A 14,956-nucleotide genomic window follows, 5' to 3' on the forward strand; every position below is an offset into this window, starting at 1 on the left:
TTAGTATAAGAATTAACTGTTTATTTGTTGAAGATAAAACTCTTCAATTCGTTTTGTGTTAGATATGATATCATAACCTCCATTAACGATTTGAGATGTATTATCTATCCTGTCATAGGATATCATTTTGACAATTTTATTTGCCCAAAAATCAGAAGTTTCTGTAATTGACAAAAATTCTATATCATTGGTCAAACTCACTTCATTTGTAATCGTATCAGAAGCAAAAATTTTAAGTCCGGCCGCCTGTGCTTCTATAAGAGTTACTGGTAACCCTTCATAAAACGAAGGAAACACAAAAGAATCAAACGCTTGCAATAGTTCTGGAATATCTGATCGTACGCCTAAAACCATAACATTACCCTCTACTCCTAGACGTTTTGCTTCAGCTGTAATTTTATCTCTCAAGGGGCCTTCTCCCACGAGCATTAACTTTGCATTAGGGTATTTTTCTATAATACTGGCAAAGATCTGTATTAAGAATACATGATTTTTTTGAGTGTCCAATCTTCCAACATGACCAATAACAAATTGATCTTCAACCTCCATTTTTTTTCTGTATTCTTTTCTTATTATTGGATCAAAAACAAATTTCTCGGTATCGATAGCATTATTCATCGTCAAAAATTCAGTGTTTTTACCAAAAAGCCATTGACCTGCTTTATCTCCACACGAAAAATAATGAGTAGCATCCTTACGATTTTTATTCTTCAATCGGAATTTTATAAGCTTTTTAACCGTATCTATAATATTTTCTTTACTAGGAATCAGGTCAGAAAATTTAATTTTTTCAATTGCTATATGCGCATGAACAATCCTAATAGGAATATTAAATTCTTTGGCAATTTTTATAGGAAAACAACTAAATGTATTTAAATGAGAGTGAATAATAGTGTATTCTGTATGGGTTTTAAAAAATGCTCGTAATTCTTCATAGTATTTACCAGGAAATATTGGATTTATTGATGATAGCCTATAAATTCTTCCTCCAAGGCTTTCAATTTCATCATCAAAATCACACTTCTCTTTTCTATGTACCAGAAAATCAAACTGAATTTTTTCTCTATCTATCTTCCTATAATAGTTCATAATCATAGATTCTGAACCTCCCCTATCCATCATCGTAAAAACCTGTAAAACTTTGATCATTTTATAAAATAATTATTTGTTATACAACACCCCTAATTCTTAATACTCTCAAATCAGACATTAATTTCTTCTTTGATGTTATTTTTTATTAATCTATACTTTCCACTTTTTTCTACCGGTATTTCTGCAACATGTTTTACTTCAATTGTAATACTAGATCCAACACGATCTCGTAAGTTTTTTAAAAATACCTTTTCATACTCGGGTGAGTATATTTGATCATCTTTTTCTATTAAAACCAAAAGACTATCAATTACGTCTTGCTGAATTTGAAATTTAACAATCCCCTTAACTCCTTTTAAACAGTTAGATATATTCCCAAGGTTTATTTTACCAATTTCTTCAGAATAAATATAATCTGAGATACGTCCCAAAACTTCTTTAACCAATGGATTATTATTTCCACAGTCACAAGTATCATTATCATCTGCTAATTCAATTTGATCTCCTATATCATATCGTATTAACGGAGTACCATGCGTAGTAAAAGAAGTGACTACAAGTCTTCCTTTTTTACTGGGTTCATTATTTTCATTCAAAACTTCAAAAACTCCACTTTTTAAATCCATGTGTAGCTTTTTATTTTTGCATTCAAAGATAAATGGTGCTCCTTCAGAAGATGCATATTGGTTATATAGATTTGTCTTAAAATATCCTTCAAGAACATTTCTAATATCATCAGTAATCGTTTCTGCTGTAGGAAATATTGCTTTTATAATATTTGCAGGAAAATCTATATCATGAGCCATTCCATATTTTGCGATCTCATACATCGTAGAAGGAAAACCAACCATATATTCTGGTTGATATGTGATCAAATTTTCAATATAATATTTTAAGTATTTTCCGTGAATATGAAAAGTAGAATAATACCTTACTTTATGAATATGATCTGTTTTCCAAAATCTATTTTTTTTCAGATCCTTCTTACCTAAAAGATTTTTACCACTAAACCATGCGGTTTTCTTCCCTAACTTATATCCAAATTCATTTCTAAAATTATCAAGTAATGCAAATCGTTCCTGTACATCATCAGGGCTATACAATACTTCTAGAGATTTCCCAGTTGTACCTCCTGTTTTAGAAAGTATACCTTCGCTTTTTTTAACTGTATAAATATCTGAAAGATTGTTTCTTAAGGTTTCCTTATCAATGATTGGCAGTTGTTTTATATTAGCCAGATCTTCTGGAGATTCTATTTTAGAGAAAATATTTCTATAATACTCAGAATGATTTTTTGCATGATTAATAAGTTCTTTATACTTCTGTATTTGAAGTTCTTTCAGTTCATCTAATGACAAGTTTCTTTTTTGTAAATAATCTTCTAGAAAATATTTATATTTTCCTGAATATCTTTTTTTATATGCCAAAAGATTATAAATAGAAACAATCCAATTTTGTACAAAATGCGGAGATTTTTCATAAATCTTGTCCTGCATATTTCCCATAACTATTTATTATTTAGATAAAAGCTTTGTATTTTTTCTGTATTAGATACAATATCATAACCTGCTTCTGAAATTTTATCACTGTTATCCTGTTTTTCGTATGATAAAGCATTAAATATCTTGTTTACCCAAAAACTAGTTGGTTTTTGAATTGAAACAAACTCAATATCATCGGTTAGTTTTACTTCTTGAGTAATTGTATCTGATGCAAGAATTTTAAGTCCTGCAGCCTGTGCTTCTATTAAAGTAACGGGAAGCCCTTCATAAAATGATGGAAAAACAAAAACATCCATCATCTGAAGTAATTCTGGTATATCTGATCTAACCCCTAACATCTTAACTCGATCCTGAATTCCTAAATCATCAATTTCTTGCTCTATCGCTTGTTGTAACTCTCCATTACCCACAAGTACTAAAACACAATCTGGCCTTTCTTCTATAATGTTCGCAAATATTCTAAGTAGATACGAATGATTTTTTGCGTTATTAAGACGTCCTACATGTCCGATTATTACTTTATCTTCTAGATTTAACTCCTTTCTATACTTTTTATCTGTTTCGGGATTATGGATAAACTTTTTGGTATCAATAGCATTATTCATGGTGTAAAAATCATTGTTTTCACCAAAAAGCCATTGCCCAGCTTTATCTCCACACGAAAAGCGATGTGTAGCATAGATGCTTACCTTTTTCTTTAATCTAAATTTTATAAGTTTTTTTACCGTTTCTGTTAGGTTTTCTTTATTTGGAATAAAATTTCTAAGTTTTATATTCTCAAATGCTGTATGCGCATGTGCAATTCTACAAGGGATTTTAAACTCTCTCGCTATTTTTAAAGGAAAAGAGCTGAATGTATTAAGATGAGAATGTACTATAGCATATTCTGTATGTTCTTTAAAAAAGGTCCTTAACCTATTATAATACTCTCCAGGAAAAAAAGGATTAATAGGATCCATTCTATAAATCTTACCTCCTAAACTTTCTATTTCATCATCAAAAGCTGCTTTCTCTTTTCTATGTACTAAAAAATCAAACTGAATTTTATCTCTATCAATATTACGATAATAATTCATGATCATAGATTCTGCTCCTCCACGATTCATAATGGTAAAAACTTGTAAAACCTTGGTAATAGCCATTAAAAATCATTTTTAGTTTTGAATCTAATATATAAGTGTAGTAATACTCCTAGCGGAATTGCGAAGAAGGTGATTAGTTTTTTTGGCGATTCTTTTAAAAATGCACCATTCTTAATAAACAATGAACTTGACACATAATGAATTGCATTTTTAAATTTATCTTTAAAACCTGTTGCCAATTGCATCCTGCTTTTCCTTGAAAATGCAAAGCCTCTGGGATGTCTCCTATATTGTTTTAACATATTCATACTAGAGCCATCTTCCATATATTCTACTACACAAAAAACTTCATTAATTGGTAAAAGCTTATAATCTTGGTCGATCAATTGATATAAATAGCCCAGTGGTACAAAACGTTCTCCTTCAAAAATTGGGTATGGAGGATATTTCTTAACTACTTCGGTGCGATACACTAATTTTTTATCTCCTAATACTTTATGAGTATTATATAACTCGTACATTGTAGTTTCCTTAATCTCCTCTGGAATTTTAGTTCCAATAATAGCTCCGCTTTCATCTGCATCCAATCCTACTAACCCTGCGTATTCTGATTTATCCTTAATGGATTCCCAAGCATCTAGTATTTTTTGAATTGCCTCTTCTCCCATAAAATCATCACTATCAATACACACATTAAGTGTTGTCTCGATAAGTCGATAGGCCGCATTATGTCCTCCATGCATTCCCAAATTTTTCTGATAATGATATTGTATATCTATCTTGTCTTCCTTAATCCAGGATGCTACTAATTCTTTTGTATTATCTGAAGAACCATCATCGATGATAAGCCACTTAAAATCCTGGTTTGACTGTTTCACCAAACTCTCATAACACTTATGCAAGCAATAAGCACGGTTATATGTCGGAGTAAATACTGTAATTGTTTTCATATTATTTCTGTTGGTTAGTTTGTTATCCAGAATATACATAATACATAGCGTAGGTGAACATAAAATAAATAAGTGTTATTTTACCTATCATAAAATGGTGATCCTTAAAAAATCGTTGTTTAAGAAATGGATAAATGGTTACTAATCCCATCATAAACCATGATAAGTAAGCAAATCTATTAGAGTAGTTTGCTTTTATCACTAAAATCCAAAACCCATTACAAATCAAATACGTATTTAAAAGTCTAAAATAAAAGGGGTCTTTAAAATCTTTTTTATAAATAGCATACCATCCTGCAAAAACAGCAAATGAACTATGAAACAAGAAATCCCAACGAAAACCAGTACTTGCAAAAGTACCTTCTTCTGCTTGCGCAGTTAAATAATCAGAAAGTCTATCGTCAAATCCCAAGCTACTAAAAATGGATACCCAAAAACCACCCATAGCTAATGAAAGAGGAATGCAAGCTAACCATCCTTTTAAAAACACTTTAGGATCATTATAAAACCTCGTTATGGTAAAAGCCATTATGGGTAGTGACATGGTTTTATGAAAAGAAACCGATAACAAAAAGCACAATATCATAGCTATTGTGTTTTTTCTAAAACTTACCCCTAATAAAAACAAAGATGTAGCAGCGCCATTTCTAATACCATTCACTCCATACGTATAAAAAGAGAAAGACACTGCAAACATTAAAAAAGCATAATACCAATACTCTTTAAAAAGTTCCTTAGAGATTCTATATAAGGGTAGTACATATATTGCCGCTGTAACAGTAAAAAACGTTCGAGAAGAAGCTACATAGGATAAACTTTTCATATATAAATGAAAAAGCACATCGGTATCTGATGTTACTTCTCCTCCTAACCTATAGTAATTGAAATACCTGGTATACGTTCTCATATCTCCAAAAAACTTACCACTTAATGGTCTCTGTCCCATATATAATATGATGTATGTCATTAATATAAAACCAGCTATATTAGTGAACGCAATATTTTTATGATCATCTATTTTTAATACACGAGTATGCAAAAGGGTAAACAAAACCAGAAACAGGAATAAATTTATATATACCGGAAAATATTGCTCTACGGGAATAAAATCAAACATACTCTCCTATTTAATCGTTTGTTTCATAACGCTTACTTTTTATTAAGTATTCTAGCGGGATTACCAACCGCCGTACAATTATCTGGAATACTCTTGGTAACCACACTACCTGCTCCGATAATACAATTATCCCCAATAGTAATATCTCCTATTACAATAGCTCCAGTATAAATAGATACATTATTACCTATCGTAGGTCTTTTTCCTTTTTCTTCTCCAATGGTTACCAAATGATTTACATAGAAGTTATCCCCTATAGCATCAGCGTTTAAGATTGTACAATACGGATGCCCGGTTATAACTCCTCCACCCAGTTTGGTAGTAATATCAATAATAAAATTTTTCTGTTTTCTGCAATATAGATTAAGAATATGGGATACCAGGCTTCTTGTTCTAAAATAAAATATAGTTCTAAAATCTGGTGAATTTGCCAAAAAATCAAGAAGTAGCGCATTTTTACCCATATTCATCCCTTTTACAGATGCCCATCGTTCTATATCCATATCAATTTTATTTCTATTCTTACTCAATTTGTATACAAATATGTGTGGAATAAGAAATATTTTGTAAATGGCTACAAGTATTGATTTCATATACTATTTATCTTATTTTTATGTGTTTCTCTGTTTGTTACAATTCTCATTTCAATTTACTTACACTTCTTATTATCGAATCGCAAAGTATACCAGTAAATTCTAACCCACCATGCTTATCCAGGTGATGACCGTCATATGTTTTAAAATTTGTATGTGTACTTGATACATTAAAGTTAAAATAATCGATTTGATTAGATGTTGCTACAGTATTCATATCCTTATCAAAATTTTGATAGAATGAATTCTCGACAGCAACAAAATCAAGGTCAATAGGCATTCTCACCATGTAAACACTTCCATGCTTCTTCAGCTTTTTAATTAAATCGTCAAGGCTATTTAACCTCAATGAAGATACCTTATAATTCCTTATCATTTTATCAAACAATCTACCTTGTCTCTTTTTCCATTCATCAAAAACTTTTGGATTTGTTGGTAAATTATTTTCTTCAAGCCATCCATCTTTATGCATGGTCGATGTCTTTCTAAAAAGTGCTTTAAAATGAAAATAAGTTAAGTTTTTAAAAAGGTATTCATAATTAGGGTTTACATTGACAAAGCTCATATTATGAGGAGGCCTACCAGCTTCTCTAAATTCACCTTTACTATGATCATTATTCTTATCAGATCCAAACATCCACGGGGTAACAGAAATTATAAAAACTCCATTCTTCGAAGTTTCATCTAATTTCTTCTCAATGCTTTTATTATATAAAGGGCCAATAGGAGTTTCTGCAATAGTTAAGCTATAATTAAAAATTGGTAACTCATATTCTAATTCTTTTAACCGTTCATTTATTACTTTGGGTTGTATACCTTGCATACTTCTAGAATCTCCTATCACCATTGATACAGCTTTAGGTGTCGTGAATTTTTGATAAAAATAATCAACATTCCCTCCATATTGCACTAACACAAAAGTGGTTATTGCCAAACAGCAAATAAAAAAAAGACACAACTTTAAAAGTAATTGTTTCATAATTCTTTAAAATTGAAAGTATATAAATGTTTCAGCACTTTTTCCAAAAATTAATATCAAAACAAAAATGAATATATAAGAAATCCATCTAAGATAAATATTATAATTTCCTATTTCAAAATCATGTTTCTTTTCTCTGTTCACCCATTCTACTAAAATAAAAAAGCCTATTAATGCACTAGTAATTAATGTAGTAGAAGAAAACAATACAGAAGGCAAATCAATAATACTTAACGAAAAAATTCTTTTAAGGTATTCAAACCCAACAGAAACGCTTTCTACTCTAAAAAAAACATCAGTAAGCATAATTAAGACAAACAAAAGAATCATCTTAAAAACTTCTTTTAGAGAAGGAAGCAATTTTCCTTTTGCCACAATTTCTGATGTATTCATTTTTCCAGAAAATACTAATGGTATAAAATAAATACCATGAAGCAGTCCATAAACTACGAATGTCCAATTAGCTCCGTGCCAGAACCCAACTAAAACAAAAGTGGTAATAATGGAGATAATTAATCCTTTTTTTTGATGTCTTCTCAATGTAAATGACAATGGAGTAAATACATAATCCATCATCCATGTTGTTAACGACATATGCCATTTTCTCCAAAAATCACTAATGTTTGTTGAAAAAAATGGAGTAGAAAAATTACGCATCAACTGTATTCCAAATAGTTTAGAAACCCCAATAGCCATATTAGAGTATCCAGAAAAATCTGCATACAATTGTATCGCATAGAAAAAAGTTCCTAAAAGTAATGTACTACCTGATTCATTCTCATAATTATTAAAAATCGGATTGGCGATTAATGCACAATTTTCTGCAACAACAATTTTGGCAAATAATCCCCATAATATTTGACGTAATCCATCTACTGAAACTTCATACGATATAACTCTTTTTTCTTTAATCTGAGGTAGTAAGCTTGATGCTCTTTCTATAGGACCCGAAAGAATTTTAGGGAAAAATGTTACAAACACAGAAAAATCTAAAAGATTTTCACTTGGCTCTATTTCTTCATTATAGACATCTATTAAATATCCCAGAGTCTGAAATGTAAAGAAACTAATTCCCAAAGGCAGTAATATCACCAATGAATTATACGTTGATGTACTACCAAAAAAATTTAGAATCTCATAAAAACCTTCATAGAAAAAATTGAAATATTTAAAATAAAGCAAAAGGCCAACGTTAAATACCAAACCAATATATAAGAAAATGCTTTTTTTACGATCTTCTGGAGTTCTATAGATTTTTAACCCCAGATAATAATTAATAAGGGTGCTACCTAACAGCAAAATCAAAAATCTCCAATCTGCCCAAGCATAAAAGAATATACTGACTGCTAATAAAAAAAGGTTTTGATATATGTTAGATTTACTAAAAACCAGCCAATACAATAAAAACACTGGAATAATAAAAACAACAAAATCTAATGAATTAAAAACCACTACTTACAAATTAAATTTTAGTTTGAATTACCGAAACCAGTGATCCCATATTTTTTAGTTTATTAAGATCTCTTAACTTAAAACGAATACTAAATTCTTCTTCGATTTTGGTTATAATCATCATATGCGATAGAGAATCCCAACCATCTACATCTTTTGCGGTTAATTCATCATGCATCTCAAAGTTATCATGCTCTAGTATAGATACTAATGCATCACTTATTTTACTCTTTATAACATCTACTTCCATAATAATATAATTAGCTCTCTAATGTTAGCTGAATAGTTTACTTAATTTTTTTCTATCTGTCTTTCCATTTGTATTTAATGGAAAGCTATTTACAAATTTGATTTGAGTCGGTATCATATACTGTGGAAGTATTTTTTTTAAATCTTCCAACAATTGTTTTGTTTCAAATTCTGCGGATTCTAATACCAATCCTATTTCTGTATTTTGAATAGTATTTGTAAAAGCAATAGCTACAACATTTAATTTATCTAAAGCTGCTTTAGCATGAAATTCAATTTCTGATAATTCTACTCTAAATCCCTGAATTTTAGCCTGAAAATCAACTCTTCCCAAATATAGTATATCTCCTTCATTGTCTACAGTACACAAATCTCCTGTTCTATAAAACCTTGTCTCTTCTCCTTGATATTCTTTAGTAAAAAAAACTTCTTTATTCTTTTCTTCATTTTTCCAATACCCTGGAGTAAGTTGTATACCACTTAAACATAACTCTCCATTTCCTCCCTCTTGCACTTCGTTATTATCATCGTCCACAATAATAGTTTTGGTATTCTTCATATCTTTACCAATAGTCAAAACTCCATTATGTGTTTTGTTATCCCCATTTCTTTTATAGGTATAATCGGTACAAAATATAGTACATTCTGTAGGGCCGTATACATTAGCGATGGTAGCATTTGGAATACATTTACTCCATTCTTCGGTAACATCTAGAGGCAAAGCTTCTCCACAAAAAAGGCTATATTTCATTGCCGGACAATCAATTTCCTCAAAATAAGGGCGTAAATAATGAAGTATTGAAGGAACCATTAACGCAAAAGTTAATTCATGATCTTCCATTAACTCAAATATATAACTATACTTAATCTCATCTTTTGGTATTGTATAAATACAAGCTCCCTTAAGTAAAGGAGCCAAATATGATACTACAGATAGATCAAATGTCAACTCAAACATTTGCAAACACTTATCGGTATCAGTAATGGTATACTCTAGTTCCCAAAACGCATCCATAAAACCAGATAGATTACCAAAAGTAATGGGAACTCCTTTTGGCGTACCTGTAGTTCCCGAAGTAAAAAATATATACCCTAAATCATCTTTGGTTACTCGCACTGGTAATAAATCAATTTGTGTAGTATTACTGTTTTTTGTTAAGATGGTATGATATTCAGAAAACACTTTATCATCAGAAGAATCTAAAATCGTAATAATATCTGCTTGTTTTATTACCGTAGTATTTCTATCAAGAGGAAAATCAGGATGTAGAGGAACATATGCCTTACCTTCCATCCACAATGCAATTATCGAAGCATAGGTATAAATGTCGTCATTAGTAATTAAACCTATATTAATCTCATCCCTTTTTACATGAGTTTGAATCTCTATTCGTATTGCTGATATGACTTCTGCAAAATCTTTATACGTATAATAAGTATTACTAAAACAAAAAGCATTGTTATTATAATTCTTCTCAATAGATCTTTGTATGTCTGAAATTAAGTTCATTTGATTGATTATTTTTGTTAATAACAATTTATGATTATTCTGAAATTTTTCTATTTCAAATACTCACTAGCCACTTTTTCCAGGTTAAATTTTGTTAATAATTCTTCTCTTTTTTCTTCTAAATTTTCTTTGTAAACTGAAGATTTTAAAACTTTTTCAATAGCCTCTGCCAACACATATTCTTCATCGATAAAATCACTTGTATCAGGAATACCTAATCTATCTTTATACAGATTAGGAGTAATTATTCCTGCTTCTACCTCTATCATTTTGTCTTCTACTGTTTGTGCTTTTAGACTCATCAGCTCAACAATACCATAAGTACAACATGATGATACAACAGGAGTTGCCAGGCACATTGCTTCGACAATTACGTTTGGTGTACCTTCATAATGAGAAGCTAGAGCCAACATTTTGGTATTCACCAGATACTTATACGGATTCTTTTTTCTTCCCAAAAAATGTATTTGCTCCTTAACCCCCAAATCTTCGATTAGATCTTCGAGATGTTTCAATACTCCTGCATCACCATCACCTATAAAAATAAGTTTTGCATCAGGTACATTTTTTAATACCAAAGAAAATGCCTTGATTAAGTGCCATGGAGATTTTTGCGTGGATAGCCTTCCTACAAAAAGTACAGAATTAGATGCTAATAAGGCTACTTCTTCTTTTTCGGTAATCTCTTCTAATGATCGTTTTTGTATTTCATCAACATCATGAGGGTTATAAATCACCTTTAGTTTATTAGCAAATTTAAAGTTACATTTCTCTATCAAATCCTCTTTGATAGCATTGCTAATGCAAACTACTTTGTCCAGATTTTTGTACGTATACTTATATCCAAATCTTGTCATTTTACTTAGTAAAGAATTGTTACTAAGCTCAACACTTTTTAACGCATGTATACTTGCTATTTTATAATCCTTGGTATACGTCAAAGAACTATATACATTTGGCATTGCTCCAAATGAAATAGAATGTGTGATTTTATGTTTTTTAATTACTTTTCTTAGTTGAAATGGAATAGAAACATAAAATTTTAATCGTTCAGTTTTTGACATTTCACTAAAATCCCGATCAGAAAAAAACAACTCATCTTCTCCGAAATTAATGATATCATTCTTCATTTTTATAAACTTCACAGCTTTAATGAAGTGCCCTTCTTTTTTATAAAAATTATAAAAAGAAAAGGCTAATCTTTCCATTCCTCCGACACCCCCGTACGGTATAATTAGTAAAATATTTTTCATTAATTGCTATGTGTTAAATTAACAAATAATTGATTCCATTCTTTTATGATCTCTTCTGGCAGGTATCGTTTGACAGCTTTTCTTGCCTTGTTTCCCATTATTTTTCTGGTTTCATCTTCTTCTATCAAAAACATAATCCCTTCTGCAAAAGCAGTGATATCATTATTTTCTACCAAAATACCATCTGTTTTATCAGAAATAATATCTGATGGACCATGAGGACAATCAAATGAAACACATGGAACACCGTAGGCCATTGCTTCGGTCAAAACCATCCCAAAACCTTCATATCTAGAAGACATCACATATACTGAAGCTTCTTGATACTTATCTGCTATATTTCTTACTGGTTCATGAAAATTTACTTGTTCTGTTATTTTTAAATCACCAGCCATTTTGTCTAATCCTTCTTTTGCATTGATGGTTCCATAAATATCTAATGTCCAATCAGGGTATTTCTGTGTCACTAATTTCCAACTTTGCAATAATCTATCATATCCTTTTTGGTAACTCTGTTTACCTACAGCTAATACTCTTTTATTATTCAATGTACTTTGCCCTTCTGGATAGAACGATAATGGATTAGGAATTACTTTAAGATTTTTAAAATCCCATTCTTTCAAATTCCCGTTGGTTAATACTACAAAATGATCATATCTTTTCCCTCCAAAATTCATTAGTCTGAATTTTAGGTTTGTAAATACTCTATTTTTAAAAGATGGTTTTCCACTTTTTATTTCAATGTTCTTAGACACATGTCTTTCATAAATCATTGGACAAGGCTTACCTATTAATATAGGCACTACAAATCCTTTTAACCCATCATCACATACAGAGATTACATCAGGATTAATCTCTTTTACAATTTTTCTAAGCCCCTTAATATAGCTTCGTAAAAATCGGATTGGATTACTACTTGTGACAATATCATGATGAATAATGTTAGAACTAAAGTCATAAAACATTTCTTCATTTTCCTGATCCAATGTTACTATATGAACTTCATAATCTAAATGATCAGCCAGATAACTCGCTTTAATAGACAATACCCGTTCTAAACCTCCTGGGCCAAATGTTTTATTAGTTATGTAGAGTAGTTTAATCATTTATCTACTTCCGGTTAAAAGTGAATACACTTTTGGGGTTGTCTTTTGAAGCAATTTAGCGCATGCTACACAGGCTAGTGTTGCTAATATAGAGCTTACAAAAAATAATAGTAACAACACAATATCGTTCTCTCCAATATATTTTACATATATTTTGGTAAAATATGTTAATGCTACACCATGGGCTGCATATATAAAAAAACGATACCCATAAAGTGGCTTATTGGTAAATTCATATTTTCTATTGATAAAGTCATACATTGTCCAAACTGTAAAAAACCCAATAAACATCGTTATTCTTTTACAGAGTATAGAGATAATATGAGTTTCTTCATATGCATCACGAACATAAAAATTTAAAAAGATACCTATTCCCCAAATCACAATTGATGCTAAATATACAGGGGGTTTAAAATTAGATATAATGTTAAGTTTTTTAATCGAAGTGTAGGCTCCACATGTAAATGAAAATAATCCTAGAAACTGCAATAGATACACGTTATTTACATAAAACAAACTGGGTTGTTGCAAAAAGAGTAAAGCACATAGAAATATTAAAAAATAAAATTTTAAGTATTTAATAGCAAGGTAAATAAGAGGTGTTAACCATACATAAAATATGAGTTCTCTAATAAACCAAAATGTATAATTTATGGGGTCTACAAATGCTAACCATGCTTGTTTCCATAATGGCATTTCATGCAATGGCTCTTCAAAAAAATGAGATAGCATAGGAATAAACTGAACACCATATACAATTAAAAACCATAATCCACACCAAAGAAAATAAGGGATTACCAGTGTTTTAAACCTATTCTTGATCTTTCTTTTAAAAGTAAACACTGATAAGTCGTGATTTTTAAAAAATAGAAAACCAGAGATAAAAAAGAACATGGGTATGAAGATATTGGATAACTCCAATGCAAATATATACTCAATATAGTACACTACATCCCTATTGGTTTCAATATCCAGATTTGTCAAATTATACGCATGACAAACTACTACCATAAAAATAGAGTAGAATGAAAGAATACGTATCTTATTACTAACACTTTTGTCCATAATCCCCCCGGAAAATTAATTAGTTTAGTTTAATTTACTTTTCACTTTTTCTTTTAAAGCATTGGCCAAATCATGATGTTTTTCTAAGTTTTTGACCATGGTGTTTTTATCTATTTTTCCTTCTAACGGAAAATTAGCAGTAAACTTCCCTGTTTTACTATCGATATCTATACGATTGAATAATTCTAAAATACCATCGAATCGACAAGAATCTACAAAACTATCAAAACCATTGATGAAAATCACTGGAGTTCCCATAGCCAAACAAGGAAGAGCACAATGAATTCTTGAAGTAATCACTAATTTAGCTTTTGCATATTTATGCAAAAGTTTTTCTGCCATTTCGAACTTTTCTTCATCTGTGTATTCATTTGATGGCGGTTCCTGATTAATGAATTCTGCTGTCTTTAATACCTCTTCACTAATAAAGTTTTTAAGGTGTTTATTCTTTTTACCTAGCTTAAAAGCTGTGCCATTAAGAATATTTTTGATTGTCAACTTTGTGTTATAAAACACTTTTTCTGGTCTTGGGTAACTGTATAAAGGATCTACAATATAGATGTCCTCTCCTCTTTCAGCATCATCAACCTTATAAGAGTCTAAAGTCAATGTAAGACAACCTGTAAAATAAGCATCTATCCCTTTAGCTTTTAATGTATCTGCTGTAAATTGGTCTCTACATCCTATAGGTTCGTGTTTTTTCAAGTAAGCAATACCTTTTTCGCTAAGCATTGCTGGTGCCGCCGTATTATTCATGTGGAAAGAAACAAATACAGGATCTATATCATCAGATGGCACCCAATTATGAGTATTATGGGTAAACCAACCATTCATTATAAGTTTTACCGGATCTCCATGATACTCTCCTAATTTTTCTCGATTTAAAAACGTATCGACCTTTGGCAAAAACTGTTTTGCAGCTAAACTCTGAATATTGTCACCAACATTGAAAAACCGCTTATTCTCAACATATGTAAGTAATCCGTATTTCATCTCAATATATTTT

At 30.4% G+C, this 14,956-nt stretch carries 14 protein-coding genes; all 14 read right to left on the minus strand.

The genetic code is table 11. The annotated features are described in order from the left end of the window. Positions 1–12: 12 nt before the first annotated feature. From DK442_RS28825 to DK442_RS20250, 14 genes are read right to left on the minus strand one after another with little or no spacing between them, the layout of a single operon-like run. Positions 13–1,149, minus strand: a complete 1,137-nt coding sequence (locus DK442_RS28825) for a glycosyltransferase family 1 protein (protein ID WP_200825146.1) — start codon at positions 1,147–1,149, stop codon at positions 13–15. Between the two features lie 53 nt (positions 1,150–1,202). Further along, positions 1,203–2,597 (minus strand): phenylacetate--CoA ligase family protein, encoded by a 1,395-nt coding sequence (locus DK442_RS20190; protein ID WP_235010999.1) that lies wholly within the window; start codon positions 2,595–2,597, stop codon positions 1,203–1,205. Between the two features lie 2 nt (positions 2,598–2,599). Then, positions 2,600–3,736 (minus strand): glycosyltransferase family 1 protein, encoded by a 1,137-nt coding sequence (locus DK442_RS20195; protein WP_109437695.1) that lies wholly within the window; start codon positions 3,734–3,736, stop codon positions 2,600–2,602. Then, positions 3,736–4,626, minus strand: a complete 891-nt coding sequence (locus DK442_RS20200) for a glycosyltransferase family 2 protein (RefSeq protein WP_109437873.1) — start codon at positions 4,624–4,626, stop codon at positions 3,736–3,738. The genes DK442_RS20195 and DK442_RS20200 overlap by 1 nt, the downstream gene beginning before the upstream one ends. A gap of 22 nt (positions 4,627–4,648) precedes the next feature. Further along, on the minus strand, positions 4,649–5,743 hold the full coding sequence (locus tag DK442_RS20205; RefSeq protein WP_109437696.1) for an EpsG family protein: 1,095 nt from the start codon (positions 5,741–5,743) through the stop codon (positions 4,649–4,651). 32 nt (positions 5,744–5,775) lie between these two features. Then, the gene (locus DK442_RS20210) at positions 5,776–6,336 is read right to left on the minus strand and encodes a serine O-acetyltransferase (protein WP_109437697.1); all 561 of its coding nucleotides are present in this window, start codon (positions 6,334–6,336) and stop codon (positions 5,776–5,778) included. A gap of 46 nt (positions 6,337–6,382) precedes the next feature. Beyond that, complete coding sequence (locus tag DK442_RS20215) at positions 6,383–7,315, minus strand: hypothetical protein (protein WP_160114269.1); 933 nt, start codon at positions 7,313–7,315, stop codon at positions 6,383–6,385. Positions 7,316–7,321: 6 nt separating this feature from the next. After that, positions 7,322–8,767, minus strand: a complete 1,446-nt coding sequence (locus tag DK442_RS20220) for an MBOAT family protein (RefSeq protein WP_109437699.1) — start codon at positions 8,765–8,767, stop codon at positions 7,322–7,324. A gap of 10 nt (positions 8,768–8,777) precedes the next feature. Continuing rightward, a complete protein-coding gene (locus tag DK442_RS20225; protein ID WP_109437700.1) occupies positions 8,778–9,017 on the minus strand; it encodes an acyl carrier protein in 240 nt (79 codons plus the stop codon). Between the two features lie 24 nt (positions 9,018–9,041). After that, positions 9,042–10,526, minus strand: a complete 1,485-nt coding sequence (locus tag DK442_RS20230; protein WP_109437701.1) for an AMP-binding protein — start codon at positions 10,524–10,526, stop codon at positions 9,042–9,044. A gap of 50 nt (positions 10,527–10,576) precedes the next feature. Beyond that, positions 10,577–11,779, minus strand: a complete 1,203-nt coding sequence (locus tag DK442_RS20235; RefSeq protein ID WP_109437702.1) for a glycosyltransferase — start codon at positions 11,777–11,779, stop codon at positions 10,577–10,579. After that, the gene (locus tag DK442_RS20240) at positions 11,779–12,885 is read right to left on the minus strand and encodes a glycosyltransferase family 4 protein (protein WP_109437703.1); all 1,107 of its coding nucleotides are present in this window, start codon (positions 12,883–12,885) and stop codon (positions 11,779–11,781) included. Before DK442_RS20240 ends, DK442_RS20235 begins: the two co-directional genes overlap by 1 nt. Continuing rightward, positions 12,886–13,950: an acyltransferase family protein gene (locus DK442_RS20245; protein WP_109437704.1), complete on the minus strand. Its 1,065-nt coding sequence runs from the start codon at positions 13,948–13,950 to the stop codon at positions 12,886–12,888. A gap of 24 nt (positions 13,951–13,974) precedes the next feature. Next, positions 13,975–14,943: a polysaccharide pyruvyl transferase family protein gene (locus DK442_RS20250; protein WP_109437705.1), complete on the minus strand. Its 969-nt coding sequence runs from the start codon at positions 14,941–14,943 to the stop codon at positions 13,975–13,977. Positions 14,944–14,956: the final 13 nt, after the last annotated feature.

It is taken from the genome of Aquimarina sp. AU119 (assembly GCF_900312735.1).
In the GTDB taxonomy this organism is placed as follows: domain Bacteria; phylum Bacteroidota; class Bacteroidia; order Flavobacteriales; family Flavobacteriaceae; genus Aquimarina; species Aquimarina algiphila.

Excerpts from the sequence above, each read along its gene's own strand:
- DK442_RS20215 (WP_160114269.1), bottom strand. The coding sequence starts at position 7,315 with ATGAAACAATTACTTTTAAAGTTGTGTCTTTTTTTTATTTGCTGTTTG.
- DK442_RS20230 (WP_109437701.1), bottom strand. The coding sequence starts at position 10,526 with ATGAACTTAATTTCAGACATACAAAGATCTATTGAGAAGAATTATAAT.
- DK442_RS20225 (WP_109437700.1), bottom strand. The coding sequence starts at position 9,017 with ATGGAAGTAGATGTTATAAAGAGTAAAATAAGTGATGCATTAGTATCT.
- DK442_RS20240 (WP_109437703.1), bottom strand. The coding sequence starts at position 12,885 with ATGATTAAACTACTCTACATAACTAATAAAACATTTGGCCCAGGAGGT.
- DK442_RS20205 (WP_109437696.1), bottom strand. The coding sequence starts at position 5,743 with ATGTTTGATTTTATTCCCGTAGAGCAATATTTTCCGGTATATATAAAT.
- DK442_RS20200 (WP_109437873.1), bottom strand. The coding sequence starts at position 4,626 with ATGAAAACAATTACAGTATTTACTCCGACATATAACCGTGCTTATTGC.
- DK442_RS20190 (WP_235010999.1), bottom strand. The coding sequence starts at position 2,597 with ATGGGAAATATGCAGGACAAGATTTATGAAAAATCTCCGCATTTTGTA.
- DK442_RS20235 (WP_109437702.1), bottom strand. The coding sequence starts at position 11,779 with ATGAAAAATATTTTACTAATTATACCGTACGGGGGTGTCGGAGGAATG.
- DK442_RS20210 (WP_109437697.1), bottom strand. The coding sequence starts at position 6,336 with ATGAAATCAATACTTGTAGCCATTTACAAAATATTTCTTATTCCACAC.
- DK442_RS20195 (WP_109437695.1), bottom strand. The coding sequence starts at position 3,736 with ATGGCTATTACCAAGGTTTTACAAGTTTTTACCATTATGAATCGTGGA.
- DK442_RS20250 (WP_109437705.1), bottom strand. The coding sequence starts at position 14,943 with ATGAAATACGGATTACTTACATATGTTGAGAATAAGCGGTTTTTCAAT.
- DK442_RS20245 (WP_109437704.1), bottom strand. The coding sequence starts at position 13,950 with ATGGACAAAAGTGTTAGTAATAAGATACGTATTCTTTCATTCTACTCT.
- DK442_RS28825 (WP_200825146.1), bottom strand. The coding sequence starts at position 1,149 with ATGATCAAAGTTTTACAGGTTTTTACGATGATGGATAGGGGAGGTTCA.